The organism is Synechococcus sp. R55.2, from assembly GCF_047462075.1.
GTDB lineage: Bacteria > Cyanobacteriota > Cyanobacteriia > Thermostichales > Thermostichaceae > Thermostichus.
On the sequence record NZ_JANSIH010000410.1, the window covers coordinates 1 to 17,044 of the forward strand.

Here is a 17,044-nt window from a genome sequence, read left to right on the forward strand (position 1 = left end):
CCAAAGCCCAAGAGCCAGCGCTTGTGGTCGACATCCTCTAGGGACCAAAGGGGCAAGACCACCTTGAGCCGGTGGGGAAACCGACTGTCTCCCGTGGGGGGCAAGTTGAAGATAGATCTAGGCCGCGAAGATCCGGAAATACGGGGGGACATACGCTGGTGCTTAAAGCGTCGGGTGCCCTCGCTCACGAAGGGGAAGATCCGGTCGCTAAACCAAAGTTCCAGAGTTACTTCTGCTTGGCGGCGCTCATTGGGATCCCGACTGAGGATCTGCTTCTGCAGATGCGGGTCATTGCCCAAAAAGATCCCAGCACTGACATCGTAGAGCTTGTGCAGGCGTTCCAGAGCAGCCAACTGCTCTTGGCGGGAGCGCGTTGCACAATGTCGCCGGTTGAGAAAGAGCCGATCCATCCGCTCAAACCGCATCAGTCCCTGCCTCTTCGGGCTGTGATACTCGCAGCCCAGGTACCACGCGATTTGATGAAAGACCAGTTGCAGGGGCCAGATGCGAAAGCTCTCCACAGCCTCTCCGGGGAAGGTGGCTCCCGGCAAACGCTTTACCTCTAGCAGCTCCCCCGTCTCCATCGCTTCCTCGACCACCTGCAAGCCACGGCGATCCGCCAAGGTACCGGAAGGAGCCAAGGCGGGATCCACAATGGGTTGATTGCCCAGCCGACGAGTGGGGTAGATCTCAGAAGTATCGATGTGGCTGAGGCGCATACGCTGCTCCACCATTTCATAAACCGCCTGCTCCCAAGGGTTTTCTAGAGCGCGAGTGCTCACCTGCAAAAGCCGGTAGATCTGCTTGAGTTCATGGCGACTGAAGATCCCAGAGTGAGTGAAGTAGCCTCGCTTCATGGGAAAAGACGGCAAAATCTGGTAGGGCTTCAAGACCTTTTCGATGTCCTTACGGATGGCATCTCTGTTTTGCCCTTTCACCCAACCCTGTTGCTGGAGCTCACGGTTCAAGCTTTCCAAGCTGCCCAGCTCGGGATCAAAGTGGAAGGGTTGGGTCAAAATCAGGCGAATGGTATAAATCAAGCGGCTGAAGCTATCCCAGTCAGAATAAGCGTGGGTGGCAAAGGTCAGAGGCTGCCGGTTTTCGGGTTGAACCAAGAGCTGGTGCTGCTCCCCTGCACTGTTCTCGCCGGCGTGACAGAGCAAACCACTCTGCTTCAGCCAGATGAGATCTTCAGACAGCAGTTCAGGATCGGCGTACACGGATCCCTTTTCAGAGGCAATCCGGTGGGTGATTTCCTCCAGGGTGCTGCCGGGATGATGGATCAAAATAGCCAGAAGATGGAGCAAGCGCTCAAAGTCAAGCAGCCGAGAGTAGCCGTGTAGCGTCGCCTTTCGAGTGGCGTTCTGACGGTTAATCAAGGTGCGAGGAATACCACTGACTTTCTCGAGAATTTGTTCTTGGGTAGGCAGGGATCCAGATAAATCTAAGGTCAGTACATCCAGGAATCCCTCTGCGGGTATGGGCGGAAAAGTCTTTAATGCCTGAGCCATTGCTTCCATCGAAGAGACTGGCACTTGACGATCCCGCTGCTGATTTCTCTGCTTACAGACCTCTAGGGGAGTGGTCAGATGCCACCCAATCCAATTTGCGCCGGGCAACTTTTGCAGCAGATCCAGCCGCCAGGAACGGTAGGCATTGGTAGCATCGTAGATAATGACTTGGCCCTGCTGATAAGCCTTGTGAATCCGAGCAAGAGCCAAATCCTCAATTTCCGACCAGTTGCCCTGGATTAAGGGATCCCCGTACAACTCTTGACGAATATTATCGGTGCTAACAACTTGAGAACCTTGCCAAGTTGCGGCTAAGACTTTTGCCAGTGTTGACTTGCCGCTAGCGGGAATCCCGATAAGAATGTGGTTGTAGTAGGAAGAGCTTACAGTCATCAGTTTGTTCTCCTTCAGGAAGAACGCAAGTCTCGAAGAAGTCTCTCCCTCGCCCAGGTCTTTAGGTCGGTATAGAGGTAGAGATCATCATCTGTAATAAGGCGCTGCTTATCGATATTGGGCAGCTTCAAAAGAGGAGATATAAGAATATCAGCCAAAACTTTCAAGATATTTTCGTAAGGACAGGCTCCTTTCTGTTTCGCCTCTTTATTTAATTCAGAGATGCGGTTGCTAGAAAATCCCTGACTGTCATGGATCATCTCATTGCGCTTGCGGATCCAAAATTCTAGGCTATCAATTTTTTCTTTTAGATCTGACAAGGATTTATCCTCACAGGCTCCATTCTTCCCTACATTCTTGCGGATGGCAAGAAGGATGGCCAAAAAACTAAGCTTACTCGCACGATAGAGAATCTTTGCATATTCTCCATCTTTGAAATAATCTAAAGAGTCCAGCAAGCCAAGCTGATCTTGAGGCAGCAGTCGCTTAATTTCACGAATCTCAACTCGGGATCCCACAGTAGCTGACTTCAGGTACTGACGACCGCCAAGCTTTTCGATAACTTCATCGAGAATTTCCTCACAAAGTGAAGACATTCTTGAAAGAAAATGGGAGATCTGCTGATTCTGTTTGTATATCTTGCATTGGGAATATAAGTTAAGCAAAATACTGTGGTTTCCAATGGCCTGATTGATTCGAGTGTCTAGATCCAAACTTATATCCAGATTCATCTCTTTCTTGGAAGCTCTGGCAGCCTCGATATCTAAGTTCATGAGTGAGTCTGCCACTTGTAACCCTCTGATTGCATCATCAACCAGTTTCCTGCTGGAATGTAGCTGGGATTTGCTTACTACGCCCTGCTCAATTTGAAAAGACAGAATGGATTGCCAGCTCTTGAGAACTTGACAAGCTCCCGCAAAGTCAAAACGTTCTAGCAGTTGCATGACAACGCGATATTTCTGTGTCCGCTGGTATTGCCAATATGAAGTCCGAGTGCAAGGCGAGGGCTCCCCTCGAAGCACCTTCTGCTTTGAAAGAACCGGATCCAGAAACAGCAGCTTGGGGATGTCAGCAGTGATTGATTGCAGACGAAGGGCTGTCTGCATTTGAGGGGTTCCACCTTTAGTACTGACAAGAACCACCTCGTTTGAATCAATCTCGTCAACAAAGAAGCGATAATACTCGTTGAGGACAAGATCCTGTTGGTTAGGTTTGACGTTCTGAGGGATCACTCGCTTTAGAAAGAGAATATCCTCCCGCTGTAAATGTCTCTCAATCCACCTTTTAATGATCTCGAACAAGAAGCAAGTATCCTGATGCTGAGGGGGATTTTGATTGGTAACAAAAATGTTGATTTTTTTAACTGAAAACTCCTCAATGGCGGTATGGATTACCCCCCAGATTCTTCCAGGTCGAATGCGCTCCTGCCAAAAATCGGGCTCCCGTTGATAGGCGGCAAGAAGTTTCTCTGTTAGTTCGCGGAAGCTGTAGGCATTCCTGCCTTGACCTCTAACCTCTACACCCAGCTCTTTACAGAGTCCATTGGCAACAAAGTCTTCTCGACTACTTCTTTCCCATATCACTTTTTCGTCTTCTGTTAGATCCTCGGCAACTTCGTTTGGTTCATCTCGGTCAAAGCCCACAGGAATGTAGTACTCAAAGCCTTGAATTTTTACTGTCAGATCAGAGGTGCCAATGTTAGCAATCAGAGTAGCCATAGTTCCTCACTTAGGATCAAAGTTCACCTTCTCATAGATGTCTTTCAGGGCAAGTTGACAGAAGCTTCGGAGCGAGAATGGGCAATCATAGCTTTTGCTCCTGGATCCAGTTGCGTAGATTCTGTTCAGCCTGAATCTCATTCTCTCGAGCCTCTGATAAGAATTGGTAGAGTCTGTCTTTGGGAACCCCTGGAAAACTAGGACTGATTTCTAACTCTTGGTAGCCTTGCGCAGTAAGTTGATAGATTCGCAGTTCCTCACCATTGAACCGCCACAACTCAGGGATCCCTATGGCAGCATAGAGGGCTAACTTGTTGATAGTACTGTGGGTTATGTCAACTTCCACCACCAGATCTGGAGGCGGATCTTGGCTAAAATCTACAGTGCGTCCCTTGACTTTAGGTTGATTCTGTAAGTAGTAGGCATTGTCAGGTTCTGCTCCTCGCTCTATATGGGGATAATTAAGAGTTGTAGAGCCCATAGTTTTAATCTGTCCTAAGTATGCAGTAGCCAGGATGCGTACGAAGAGATCAATCATCCTGACCAAAAACTCGTGATCTTCGAGTGGCATGGTGATTTCCAGAGTACCCCGGTCGTAGATCAAGCGAGAAGAACGGTGCTCTCCTAGTGCCTGAAGGATCTGCTGGTAGCGATCCCAGGTAAGGTGATGGAAAATGACCCGTTGTTCGGGAAGATGTGAGCGAGTGGGAATGATGAGCATATCAGACTTCATCTCCTCGAGATCAGTCTAGAAGGAGCAAAAAGATCATCTTTTCAAGGCTGTTCAGGCTTCAGACCAAAGAGATGGAGACTGCCTTGTATTCGAGATAAGTCATCGAGAAACTGGGAACGGACATGCTGGCAGCCAGCTTGGACACCTCCCATGAATAAGCAGACCACTTCCTGGCATTGAGTACCAGCTTGTTTGTGCTTAATCTTGTGTCTCCTAATCGTCACCCAAGAGCAATGGGCACTGCCTCGCGCAGCATCTCCGCCAAGATCGGGGTTTCGCTTGTAGTTTCTGCGTTGATCTTGTTGATAAACCAGCCCCATACCATCTCCTCGCGTACTTTCTGCATCATTGGGATCAACCCAACTTAAATCTGAAGCATTAACCGGATCCTGTTCAGGGCCAGGGACGGCGAATACGGCACAACTGCTGGGTGAAAATGCCTCACAGTTGGGATTCTGGGATCCACTGAGCAAACGTTCCGGCCAGATTTGTCCAACTTTTTGATACCACTCTTCGTATACTTGCCTCCATTTTTCTGGTTCAAGACGTATTCCAAACACCCTGTACTCACCCTTAATTTTGATATCAAGCGTCAGGTGACTGCCTCGGGCTGCAGGAGAGTTGTCTCTTCTTTCCATCATGAAAATGTGAAGTGGTCTTCTCCAACCTCGCCCTACTCCTCCGGTCATCACTGCAACTCGCACAATGGGGAGAAGGATTCCCATGAGGATCTCTTTGGGAGCTTCAATTCTAAGTTCTCCCTGCCATGAGTAGAAGGTTGGGGAGTTTTTCGACTTGCGTGCCCAGATATCTCCCTGGATCATTTCCAGCCTTATGCACCCTTTTTGAGACTTGGGTTCTAGGGTTCCAAAAAGCTCACTCACTGTCTTCTCTGCATTCTCTTGGCTCATAACTCCCAGAAAGAATCGCAATGCCCAGGATCTAAGCCATCCTCGCCAATGCGAAGGTCGCAGCTCCAGGGTTCTCATGTTAGGGCCCGCATTACCCTGGCTGGAGAGATGGAATCTAAAGAGTATACTTGATATGCTTTCATTTGACTGTCTGGATCCCTTGTGGTTAGGGATCGAAATCCGACCATATCCAGAGGCCGTGCGGCTACCTATCCCCAAGACTTTTAAGGCTTGTTGAACCCATGACCAGACCTCATCGACTTCTTCTTCAGTTGCGCCGGGAACGCCCTGGATAGCCACGAGAAAATCAATGGGTCCCTGACCATTGCCCAGTGTGTAGAGCGATAAAGGAGTGCCTTGACCCTGGTGGAACACCTGAAAGTTTTGCTGAGGGTTGACAATATCGAGGCTTAAACGGGTGGGCTCTAGAGGCCAAGCGTCGAGAAATTGAATTTTTCCTGCCGAGATAACAGTCTCTTTCTGGAATCCAAGGAGAGCTTCCATCTTGGGGATCCGCTCCGGTTGTTGTTTTGCCCAGGCCCGGACGATCCCTCGGATTGAAGAACCCGGGATGTACCCATTGAGAGGCAAGTCGGGCATAAGTTCCCAGTTTTCGCCAACATTGCGCTTATCCTCTGGCCGACCTTTTTGGGGCCGCCATGGCCCACAGGGTTCCCCTGCTGAAACAAGAGTTTCCACATCGGGATGAGGATAGGATCCCACTTTTGCTCGCCAACGCAAGGTAAAGGTTCCCTGGCGAAAAAGGTTTGTGGCTCGCTTTTGATGTTGCTGAGCTATTAGCTTAATTAGACGCGGCCCCGTGTACATCAGTGTTTTCTCCATTCGTGTCTCCTGAAAGATAAGCTCTGGCCCAAAAGTTCCAGTGATTCGCCAAGATTAAAGATCGTCTCCAAAGGGCGAGGTATTCTACAGGTTGGTCGCTTGCCAGAGCTTGGATCCTCTGCATTAATGCTTTGGGCTCTAGAGAATTATCTTCGGTAACCAGTTGCCCCAATAAAGAAGTCCAGACAGGAACTGTTCTCTGTCTCACCTTACCTTCTTGAGCATTGGACTGGTTAACGTATCCTATGGCCGAGAGCAGGCCGAAAACTCTCAGGTGTTGAGAAAGTCGGAGTACCGCATTAAGATCCTCCTGAGAAAGAAACTCTTTCCCTTGGGATCTCATGTACTGTTGAATGTGTTTATAGGCTAGCAGGCTGATATGCTCCGGGCGCACGCCTGTTGGTTGTCGCTCAGACGACGTAGGAACAGGGGATCTGTCTATTGGCGGGTTGGAAGATATAGCTTTGCTCTCCAATTTGGGATTTGGAGGAACGGGCTTAGGAGAGCTCTTGGCGTACTTGTTTTTCGACATCCTTAAACTCCTGCGGTGTTTTCAGATTTGGCTTGTAGAGCGGGCGGAGAAGCATTGGAGACCCATCCTTGAACCCAGCCTCGTCCAACGTTGGCTTGTCCTCCTACTTGGAACAAACCTTGAAGAATGTTGATCAAAATCTCATGTTCTTGGGTGAGATCTTGCTGATGGGGCAGGGGGCTATATCCCCAAGTAAAATAAAGAATCGTGTCACGAGGAATGCACACATCTGTCCAGAACACCTCTGCTGAGCCTACCTGATTGGCTCCTTCCGAATCTTCCTGGATCTTGTTGCGGATCTGTGTCCAAAGGGAGTGCTCCATGAGGATCTGGAAGTCGCTATCGGGAAGAATGATCCGATTATTTTTCCAGGTTGCTTGGGTATCCCCCTGTAAAACAGCGGGCCATTCCCCGGCCAGTGAGAAGGTCTGCCCTTCAGGGAGTTTCTCAACACGCACTTCTGCGTCTGCCACAACATAAACGCCAGGTTTTGTTCCTACAGGGGCTTTGGGCAGAACTGGAAGAGGCTGACGGCACAGCAAGGCGTGATCTCGCAGTAGAGAATGACAACTTACCCAACAGAAAACGGAATCGGATCCTTTTAGAGACATGGTGCGCATCGGCACCCACAATAAACGGGCATCTCCAAACCAGACTTGGTGAACCCCCATTTGGCCATCTTTTTGGAGTTCTCGTCCAAAGAGAGTATCGGCAATTGTTGGATCTTGAAGTGTTACCTCGTTCCGCAGGCTTCCTCGCAAAGAAGAACCTGGGATGTAAGGAAAGTTGGTGTGAGATTCACGGGCAATTTCCAGGATGTTGCCTAGGTCGCCTTCTCCACCGCAATGGATGGGGGCAAGGCTGTAAAGATAGCCAACGCGAAAGTCAGGTTGAATCATTTCACAATCCCCCACAAAAGTGTGCCGTAATTCAACGATGCAAAAGTCTGCAACTGGGCGCATGGGTTACCCACAAGCTGCCTTGGCGGTGGCGGATCCCCCTTAAAGTGATACACCGTACCGGCGGGAATGAAGGCCCGTTGGGGTAGCAGCGCAAAGTCCAATCGCTCACTGCCCTGCCGCCGAACCGCAGAAATTCCACCCCAAAGCAAGGCCCGATCCGTAGCGCATCCTGCCAGATAAGGCTGCCACTGGGAAGGGTAAGCCTGATAGATACGGGGATCCGCTTCAGGCTGCGCTAGGCCCGGAGTGAGGAGATAAGCCACCCGACCCGTCCCCTGCCGAAATCGCTCCCAATCGATGCCAGGATCCCAATCTTCCAGAGGCGTGACCAAGGCGCGATGCCCCTCTCCCCCCAGGCGAACGGTGGTGGTCGGGATCCGAGCACTGATGGCTGCCGCCAATCGCCATCCCCACCGCAGTCGGGTTGCCACCTCGGTGAAGTAGCCAGCTTCATCTTTCACCTGGCGGGTATCGGGTTTGATGTCGATGTGAGGTAACACCTGGGTATCCCAGGGATCCTCATGAAAGTCGCCGGCCTGGGGTAGGGATCCTTGGAGATAAGCACTCAGTGCCGAGGCCCGCATCCAGGGGTGGGGACGGCCTTTGATGTACTCCCCTTTTTTGAGAGAGGGGGGCACCAGGGGCGGGAGTTTTTGATCATCCCAGCCGATAGGTTTCCAAGGATCCCCCTCAGCCGGCTGTAGGCGAGAGTATTGGTCTCCCCGGACTTTCTCTTCGAAGTTGTCTTCTGGGGTCGTGTCTGGATCGGCATGGGGATCCGATTGACCCGTAGCCAACAGATCTTTGGGAGTCGGTAGCCAGAGCGTATCTCGCTCATCCAGGAGAAACGGCCCCAGAAACTTGAGATTTCGAGCCTTGTCTGAAGCGTAGGGTAGGGCAGAGCGCAGGGCCTGAAAGATTGTGATGGGCATAGGGGGAAATAACCCTTTCGCCCAGGATCCCTCGCCAGGAGAAAAAGGTTTGCTCTCGCGAAAGAGCAGCACATCGACAGGCTCTAGGGCATACCAGTGCAGTTGGGTTTCAGACATGAGAATTACCTGCCTTGTGGAAATAAATCTTCAACAATTTCCTGAGGCTTTTTGATCCAATCGTCCCGTTGTTTTTTCTTGTCTATCCAAAAGGCTGAGAATCTCAAGAGATTAGCCAAATCTACCGGAGTGGCGCCCAGAGCCTCTGACTCGCTTTGCAACTCGAATGCCCAGCTTTCCCAGGCATTGATCCAGTTCACCAAGGGATCCTGAACGGACTTCAGCTCCTCAGCTCGGTCTCGTCGCGCCAAAATGGTGGTGGTGGCCAGCTCAAACAGCTTGTTATTTGCAGAGATCACACAGCGCAGCGGCAATTCTTCGGCCAAACGATACAGTACAGGCCCCAGATCCAGTTCCGGCCCCTGCTGCAACCAGGCCCACCATTTCTCCAGCAGTTCCCCTTTCATCAGGGCCTCCAAGGTATTCCCGGATTGGTAAATGACTCGGAAGCAAAGACCATCCTTGCCAGGGATCTTTTTGGCCCGATGCTTCTCAGCCTCCCAGAGGTTTTCCAAAACGGTGGGAAGAGGGATCCCTTTGTTGGCGATCACCACGCCGATGCTCATGGTGGCTCCTTCGCCCATGGTGAAAAGGGGACGATTGGGTAGGCCGGAGAGATCTCGACCCGGCTGGGGATGCCAAAATCCTCCTTGCGATCTGAACTCGCCTTTGGGATCCGCTTTCCCACACCAAGCTGCACGCAGGGAGAGGAGATATTCGGGCAAATCTTCTAGGGGCAGCAAAGCCATGACATCATCCCCGCCACTGTAGACCACCCGACCGCAGAAGCGTTTTTCCGTTAAGTAAGGAACCAGCCGATTGGAGAAATCCAACAAGGCTCGGTTGAGGCCCACGTGGGTGGCCGGCCCCATGCGCTTTTTGACATTCTTCAAAAGCTGCTGCCACTCCAAGCCATTTTTCTTCAATTGATCGGCAACTCCTTCGGCCAGGTAGGTTTCGTAGGGGTGCAGCCTGGAGCCGCTGACATACTTGCTCATGCTATCTCCATCGGCCAACACAATTGCCCACCAGTCAGAGGGACTGCCCCCGGATAGCCCCACCTGTCGATGGGCTTGATCCACGGCTTCTCGCAATAGGGCAATATCTTCAGGATCCTGAAGGCCCAGATCGTCCACCAGCCACCTGCTGGAAAACATCACTCCGTTGTAGGGTGCTTCTCCCCTCGTCTTCTGGGAAAGGGGTTGGGGATTAGGGATCATTCGCTCATCCGTCTTCGGCACCTGAAAGGGGCGGCGCGTCAGGGATCCAAACCGATCTCGATATTCAGGGAGATCCCACCTGATCTGCTGCTCCAGCACCTGCCAGTACAGTTTCACCTTTTCAGGAGCATCATGGGCAAAGCGGGCTGCTGCGATGGAGCTGAGGTTGGGAAACCGGATCAAGTTCTCCAGATCGTCCTCTTCTTTGGCCACCCCCAGAGACTCGGCAATGCCCCCGTACTTCCAGGCCATGCGTTTGGTCAGTTCCACCGCGTTCAACATCTCCGAGCCATTGAAAAGCCCCGGATAAACTTCGGCCATCAGTTTCCAGAACATGCGCAGGGATCCCGCCGGTAGCCCTGCCCCTTCACAGAATCGATCCCGATAGAGCAGATTGGGGTGAACTGCACTGTACATGCCTGAGAGGGTAGACCGCTCCCCAGGGGCCACTGGGACCTGCCAGGTACGGGTATTTTTGATGGCCTGAATCGACTGGCCCAGACGCGCCTGCAAGCTGCCCCACCAGGTGCCCACATTCAAATTTCCGTAGGCTTTTTCTTCAGGGTTGGTCGGCAATTCAAATCGGCTTTGAGCTAGGGTTTGCTGAGATTCTTTCCATAACGTGTAGCCGGGATCTTTGGTATTTGCCTGCAACGGCTTGTCGGGATCCCCTAGGGGGACCGAAGTCCAGTAGCTTTCCCAAGTGTGATCCAGTTGAGCATTCCAGAGCTTGTTCCATTCCCAATTGGATGGGTGCTTCCACTTCTCGAATTCTCTCTGGTAGTTGATGTGGGAGCCTTCAGTCGTACCCATCGTTGGGGCAATCTTTTTCCAGATCTCCGAGCCTCTATCATTGAGGGTTTGGATACATCTCTCGCGGATATGATCCCGGACTTTAGTTCCGATCTCTTTCCAGATCTTGCGCATCTCCTGGTCCAGTTCCTCTGCAAAGGCTTTGGATTCTTTTCTGGGCAGCAGAGCTGTGATCACATTGGGAAACCCGGCAGTGCTCAGGCTGGTGGACACGCAATCGTTGAATCGACTTATAGGAGTGGATCCCTGGGCATCTCCATTGCGGGTATCAAGCCGGTCGATCTCTCGGAAATAGCACTCAAACTCCGGAAACTTCTTCAGAATCCAGGCATCGATGATCTCCTGGCCCCACAGAGAAGGTGTGATCACCGCATCCGGCCCATAGCGCTCAGCAATGAACCAGCAGAGGCGGGCACTCAGGTAGTGCAGCAGATAGGATCCCGACCAAAAATCCAACAGCTTCCTAGAGGATTTGATAAACTCCTGCACCGGCGAGAAGGTGAACAACAAGAGATCGGCATGAGAAACCGAATTTGAGGGTTTCCACCCGCGCGGGAATAGGGCTCCGGCCAGCGCCGAGACAATACTGTTGTGATCGTGGATGGGACAGTCTGGGATGCGGGTGTCGGCAGGCAACAAAAGAGCAGCAGGAGTGCTGATCCCAGTTTCTTGAACCACCAATTGGGGATAAAACCGCCAGAACCACCAGAAGGCTTTTTCCGGATCCGCATGGCGCACCTGCTCATAGGGGATGATCCGATTTTGGATCTCCTCCAGTTGCGCTTCCGTTAGCTGACTCCAAATCTGGATATCCTGCTTTTCTCCCGACAGAGGGTGACGCACTTCCACTTGGGTAAGCCCGCCCAGTTGCTCCGCATCTTTATAGACGTTTCTGATGGTTAATCGATCTGAGGCGGCAGCGATGTGATCTGAAATCACCCCCTGATGAGACTGCCACCACTCCTCCAGCTCTGCCCCGTGATGATACAACTCCGCCACCTGCTGCCAAGGGCCTTTGCCGTTTTTGTACTGATACAAAGACTTGAGCTGGGGATCATGTAGCAGAGCAAACAGTTTGCGGCGGAAAAACATTTTTTCCATGAGTTCCACTCCCTCCAAAAGAAGCAATCTGAACACTTGAACAACAGCATAAACAGATACCTATATCCTGCTGCCACCGGTAACGCGAACGGCAAAATAGTTCATATTGCTAAACAACAAGGGATCCTGGCGGGGAGAGCACCTCTGGCCCACCCCAACTTTCCGCCTTGGCCAGGGTGTGGTCGGTGAGGGGATAGAAACGAATATGGTCTTCCGGCAAATAGAGACGAGGTTGAAGTCGGCGTTTCAAGTCTTGGTACTGATGCTGCTCCAGCCGGCATTCAAAGACGCTGTACTGAACCCGCCGGCCATAGCCTTCAAGCAAGTCAGAGACTTTCTTGCGTCGTTTGTTGTCGGGGATGTCGTAGGTGATGACGTAGAGCTGCATGTGAGATCTCTTCAGCGGATGAGGAACGGCAAGTAAACAGGGATCTGATCATTTACAAACTGCTTGTAGATCTGCACCTGCCGGTTGATGACGGCCCAGCGAGGGATCTCTTCTTCCCGCGCACCCTTGACGGGATCTTCCGGCTGCACCGTGTCCTCCATCCGCTGGATAAAGGCCCGCAGAACTTTGGTTCGGCCCTCTTGGGTGAGCATGCACCCCTCGATTTCATCTGTGAAGTCTTCAATCGGATCCATGACGCCGCTGTTGATCAGCCACAGCACGAGAGAATCAATCACTGGGGCACGAAACTCTTCCACCAAATCCGAGGCCAGGCAGGGGTGATTGTGGTGACCGGTGTGCAGACATCCCTGGTAGGGATCCAAGCCCTGCAGCTCAATCAGGAGCAGAATGTGGTTCCACAAGAGCTGGTAGCCAAAGCTGAGCATGGCATTGACAGGATCCCGGGGGGGACGACGAGTGCGCGTCACCAGTTCAAAGCCAGGAGAGGTGAGGCACTCCCCCAGCGCTGGGTAGTAGACGGCAGCGGCAGCTCCTTCAAGGCCCATGAGCTGCTCTGGAGTTGTAGCTTCATCCATAGCCTGAATGAGTTGCTGGAGCTGAGCAATTTTCTCGCTGCTGACCTGAGATTTGCGGCGGCGTTGCCGCAGAAGAAGTACGCGGCAGTTGTGCAGCTTGGCTTTGAGGATCTGTCTGGCGGCCTCCAATTTTTGAAAAGGGGTCAGCAGAATCTGTTTTTCCCGAAGAAAACGACTCCCCCGCTGAACGGGCTGCAGGCGACCATAACAGTACCCCATCTGGGAAAGGTAGGCGATGGGGATGTTGCGCTCTAGGCAACTCTGGATCAGTTGGGTTGTGACTTGGGCGTGGCCGAAGATCAAGATCTGATCCAGGTGGGGCAATTGAGCCTGTTGAAGAACAACTCCAGCTCGTTTGACAACCAGTCGTTCCTGGTCGAGGCTGAGGTAGCAATCTTGTTGGGACACATAAAGTGTTCTGCCCATAAGGCCACTCCCAGAAGCCTAAAATTGAAGCTGAAGTGGAAGCAGGATGGAGCCTTCTTCAAGTTAAAAGTCAGGCCCAAGAATGCTGTAAGGAAAGATGCGAATGGCGAAAAAGCAGAGCAAGGCTTCTGGTACGGGATCCGTTCGTGACGGTGTGCTCCTGACGAAAGGATCCCTCCCCATGACTTTCCACCCCTCGCAAGCCTACGCCCATCCCCAAAGCTTTGATCGTCTGCTCTGCCTGATCGCCACCCTGGCTCAATATCCCGGCGTCGGCCATCTCAACGCGTCAAATCTTCCAGGTCGCGATGAGCAGGCTCCCCCCCGCCTGCAAGAACTTCTCTCGTACCTGCACGCTGTCGCTGCCCAGCAACAGATCGCTCTTCCTCCTTGTTCTCCCCACACTCTGCACAAAGATCTGCAAACCCTGAGATACTACGGCATTCTCGGAGATCAGACGTATCGTTGGGGCTACTATCTCGGCTCCAGCGCCATGACCGAACTGGAGTTCAACACCGCCCTTAGCGCCCTCCACTCCCAGGCCACCTACCAACGGGATCCCAAAGCCCAAGAGGCCTTTCAGGCTATTGTCCGCCGCCGCTGGGGCAAAAGCCACAGTTCAGAGAGTTTTTACCCGGTCAGAGCCCAGCTCAACCGCTCCATCATCCCCACAGATCCCACCCGAGTCAGCCGCAAGGGATCGGCTGTCCGCACCCTCTACAGCGCCCTCGACACCCTAGAAGCTGCCATTCTCCAGGGGCAGGCGATTCAGATTTGCCGTTCCTCAGATCCTTACCAGCAGGGTCAACAGGGATCCAAATCCATCTGGCCTCTGCAATTGATTCACTACGACATTGCCTGGTATCTAGCCTACGAGCAATCTGATACCCAGCATTTGGTGATCGGCCGCTTGGATCGCTTCGATGATCAGTGCCAGGTTCTCTCTCACCCGCCCCGCAGCCGCTCTCAACAACTGAAACGACTTAAACAAGTCCATGAGCTCCTGAATCAGGGCTGGGGTCTTTTCCTGGGCGAACCAGAAGAACAACGCCAGGAGCTATCTGGTCAACTTCCCTTCACGGAGATTACCGTCCGCTTCTACGGCGACACCATTCCGTTCATCCGCGAGGGAGGCTACCGTCACCCCAGCCAGAAGATCTTGACCCCCTCTAGACAGGGTCAGTACTTGGACTACCAAGTCCGGCTTCCCCCCCGTTCTCATGGGGAATTCATGCGCTGGGTCAACCGGTTCATGGGCAACGTTCAGATCCTGACTCCCCCAGAATTGGCTGAGCAGCACGCCAAACTGGCCGAGGAACAGTTGCAGCGATACAGAAGCAACCAGCAAGCGGCGGCCCAGAGGGAACTCGACGCAGACAAGACAGAGCGAATGGGATGAGACACCCAGGACACTGAAGGTCTCACTCCGGCAGACGAGCAAAGCTGACCCCTCGGTAGTAGTAGGCCAAAATTTGGCGGTAAGTCCAGCCTCGGCGGGCCAATTCTTGGGCGCCCCACTGGCTCATGCCAATGCCATGCCCAAACTTGGGATAGGGGCTGACATCCGGCAAGCTCATCAAATAAGGGATCCCACTCACCCCGACGGTTTGGCCGCCGCTGCTGGCGCTGTACATGGCATTGACAAACTGACCCCCATACACCATGACCACACCACGGGTGGCTTGTGTTGCTTCCAGGGCGGCTGCCGACCGCTGGGAAAGCCCTCGGTACACCTGGGAGCGAGTATCGCTAAACACATCAAACCAACCGCGGGAATTGCGATGGTAAAGAACGTAGCTGCGGGCCGCCACCGCCTGGGCCTTTAGGGCCTCTGGGAGAAAACGGGATCCCATTTCTGCATCCACCACACTGGCCACATAGTCTTCCAGATCCACGTAGTTGATGGCCATCACCAGGTTGTACCCGGTCAAGAGCACCTTGCCGGAGTACCAGCGGCCATTCACTGCCACCAGGCCACCCTCCTGAGGTTCGATGAACAGCACCGGGTCAACCACCCCATGCAGACGCACCCCTTGAGGGCTGGGCTGAGCCAAAAACCCTTGCATAGGGGGCAGATCTGCCAGCACCTCTCCCCGACCGTTGATCAGTTGGGCAGGGAGAGAAACGCCTACCACCAGAGGGGCAGTGTTATCGGCCAATTGCACTCGCACTGTCACCCCCCAGACGGCTTCCACCCATCCCCAGAAGGCACTGACCACCAGGGATCCCATCAGGGCCAGCCAATGCCGCGCTTCCATAGCCCGTGCCCAGAGTTGCTTTTTGTACACCAACTCCAGCTTAGGATAAGGCAAGTTTCCAGAAATGGGCCGGTTGGTTGGCAGCAACTGCAGAGGGCTTGAGCCTCAGTTCTTGACGGGGTGTGGGGGATCTGAGTATGGAACTATCTATGAACGGGATCCCGTTTCCAGCGGAGCGGGCCGATCCGGCGGCTCCAGAGGGTCGGGTTCTTGCGACCCAAGCCGATTGCGGCCGCCCTCTAGATGGACCGAAGAGCTATCCGGCCCCAGGCCTAAGGCAAAGCGCAGCGAGTCCCCCGGTCGCCCATTGGAGAAGAAGAGAAAAGAACCCAAGGAAGCCAAGGAAAGAAGAGCCGCATAGCCAAACATGGCTCGATAGCCGGATCCCGCTGCTAAGGTGCCCAAAAGGGGCCCCGCCAGGCCAATGCCCAAATCAAACCCGCACATCACCAAGCTAAACAGGCGACCCCGCTCCGCCGGCTCCGAGCGATCGGCCACGAGGGCAGAAATGAGAGGGATCAAAGTCCCAAAACCGCAGCCTACCGCGACCCCAGCAGCCAGAAAAGCGCCGGTGCTGTTGGCAACAATCAGGATCCCCATTGCCAAGGCATAGGTGGCCAAGCTGAGGGAGATAAATGGCCCCCGCCCATAGCGATCGGAAGCGCGACCGGTGAGCAGGCGCACTCCAAAGCTGGCAAAGGCCACTGCCGTATAAAAAAGACCTGGATTCAGGGGAGCTCCGGCTTCTTGGATTAACAAGGCCACAAAGGTGGTCTGGGTGCCGAAGGCCAACCCCACCAAAAACATCACCCAAGCGAGGGAGCGCACCTTCGGGCTGCCCAGAAAGCTCCAGAAGGCCCCATCCATCGGCAGGGATCCCCAATGCTCACGCCGCTGTTCTCGAACCAGTTGGGTACAAAGAAAGCCCACCAACCCCAGCAGAGCAGAGAAGAGAAACGAAGGGCCATAGCCGGCAAACTCCTGCAAAAAGCCGCCCAAAGCAGGGCCAATGGCTGCGCCGATCGGATTGACCAAACTCATGTAGCCCAGGATCTCGCCCCGTTTTTCTTCTGGGGCAAAATCCACCACCAAAGTCACATAGGCCGTGGCAAAAGCGGCGATGCTAACCCCATGAAAGGCTCGCACCAGCGCTACCCATGGGATCCAATCGGAGAGCCAGTATCCTATGGGGGCCATCCCCACCACCCCCATGCCGATAAGCAGCACGATCTGCCGGCTGTGGCCATCCGCCAGACGACCCAACGCAGGGCGAAAGGCCAGCAACCCAATCGAAAAGGCCCCCATTACCCAGCCCACTTGCTGGCTGGTGCCACCGGCATCTCTGACGTAGAGAGGCAACGTGGGCAGCAGCGAGGATAAACTGGCCCAAAAGAGCAGCCCAGCCACAAACAAAATGCCCAAGTTGCGCCGCTGTGCCGGCTGTAGCTGCTCGAATACCCTCACGCCAACTCCTTGTGCAAAATGGGACTCAAAGCGTGCTCCCAGAACCGCGCCCTGGGATAGAGCCACCTTCGCTGGATCCCTCAGTCCAGAATATTTAGGTGCTAACCTTTCTGATTGTAACCGTAT

The 17,044-nt window shown here is 53.3% G+C and carries 12 protein-coding genes; 1 reads left to right on the plus strand and 11 read right to left on the minus strand.

Annotation, left to right across the window (positions count from 1 at the left end):
• The 9 genes from NW838_RS13395 to cas1 all read right to left on the minus strand — a co-directional run.
• On the minus strand, window positions 1-1,904 hold a 1,904-nt coding region (locus NW838_RS13395), incomplete at its 3' end, for an AAA family ATPase (RefSeq protein WP_414428198.1).
• 14 nt (window positions 1,905-1,918) lie between these two features.
• A complete protein-coding gene (locus NW838_RS13400; RefSeq protein ID WP_414356014.1) occupies window positions 1,919-3,622 on the minus strand; it encodes a hypothetical protein in 1,704 nt (567 codons plus the stop codon).
• Between the two features lie 85 nt (window positions 3,623-3,707).
• On the minus strand, window positions 3,708-4,343 hold the full coding sequence (locus NW838_RS13405) for a Uma2 family endonuclease (protein WP_414356012.1): 636 nt from the start codon (window positions 4,341-4,343) through the stop codon (window positions 3,708-3,710).
• A 53-nt stretch (window positions 4,344-4,396) separates the two neighbouring features.
• Window positions 4,397-6,109: an RAMP superfamily CRISPR-associated protein gene (locus NW838_RS13410; RefSeq protein WP_414356010.1), complete on the minus strand. Its 1,713-nt coding sequence runs from the start codon at window positions 6,107-6,109 to the stop codon at window positions 4,397-4,399.
• Window positions 6,110-6,643: 534 nt separating this feature from the next.
• Window positions 6,644-7,540: an RAMP superfamily CRISPR-associated protein gene (locus NW838_RS13415; protein ID WP_414356008.1), complete on the minus strand. Its 897-nt coding sequence runs from the start codon at window positions 7,538-7,540 to the stop codon at window positions 6,644-6,646.
• On the minus strand, window positions 7,537-8,652 hold the full coding sequence (locus NW838_RS13420) for a type III-B CRISPR module-associated Cmr3 family protein (RefSeq protein ID WP_414356006.1): 1,116 nt from the start codon (window positions 8,650-8,652) through the stop codon (window positions 7,537-7,539). The genes NW838_RS13415 and NW838_RS13420 overlap by 4 nt, the downstream gene beginning before the upstream one ends.
• Window positions 8,653-8,657: 5 nt before the next feature.
• The gene (gene cas10 / locus NW838_RS13425) at window positions 8,658-11,786 is read right to left on the minus strand and encodes a type III-B CRISPR-associated protein Cas10/Cmr2 (RefSeq protein ID WP_414356005.1); all 3,129 of its coding nucleotides are present in this window, start codon (window positions 11,784-11,786) and stop codon (window positions 8,658-8,660) included.
• 109 nt (window positions 11,787-11,895) lie between these two features.
• On the minus strand, window positions 11,896-12,174 hold the full coding sequence (gene cas2, locus NW838_RS13430; protein WP_414356002.1) for a CRISPR-associated endonuclease Cas2: 279 nt from the start codon (window positions 12,172-12,174) through the stop codon (window positions 11,896-11,898).
• An 11-nt stretch (window positions 12,175-12,185) separates the two neighbouring features.
• Window positions 12,186-13,196: a CRISPR-associated endonuclease Cas1 gene (gene cas1, locus NW838_RS13435; RefSeq protein WP_414356000.1), complete on the minus strand. Its 1,011-nt coding sequence runs from the start codon at window positions 13,194-13,196 to the stop codon at window positions 12,186-12,188.
• Window positions 13,197-13,377: 181 nt separating this feature from the next.
• Between cas1 and NW838_RS13440 the strand changes: the two genes are divergently transcribed.
• Entirely contained in the window at window positions 13,378-14,595 is a 1,218-nt protein-coding gene (locus tag NW838_RS13440) for a helix-turn-helix transcriptional regulator (RefSeq protein ID WP_414428199.1), read from the plus strand.
• A gap of 22 nt (window positions 14,596-14,617) precedes the next feature.
• On the opposite strand, the gene NW838_RS13445 is transcribed toward NW838_RS13440, so the two are convergent.
• The gene (locus NW838_RS13445; protein ID WP_414428200.1) at window positions 14,618-15,508 is read right to left on the minus strand and encodes a SpoIID/LytB domain-containing protein; all 891 of its coding nucleotides are present in this window, start codon (window positions 15,506-15,508) and stop codon (window positions 14,618-14,620) included.
• Window positions 15,509-15,601: 93 nt separating this feature from the next.
• Window positions 15,602-16,918: an MFS transporter gene (locus NW838_RS13450; RefSeq protein ID WP_414428201.1), complete on the minus strand. Its 1,317-nt coding sequence runs from the start codon at window positions 16,916-16,918 to the stop codon at window positions 15,602-15,604.
• Window positions 16,919-17,044 lie beyond the last annotated feature (126 nt).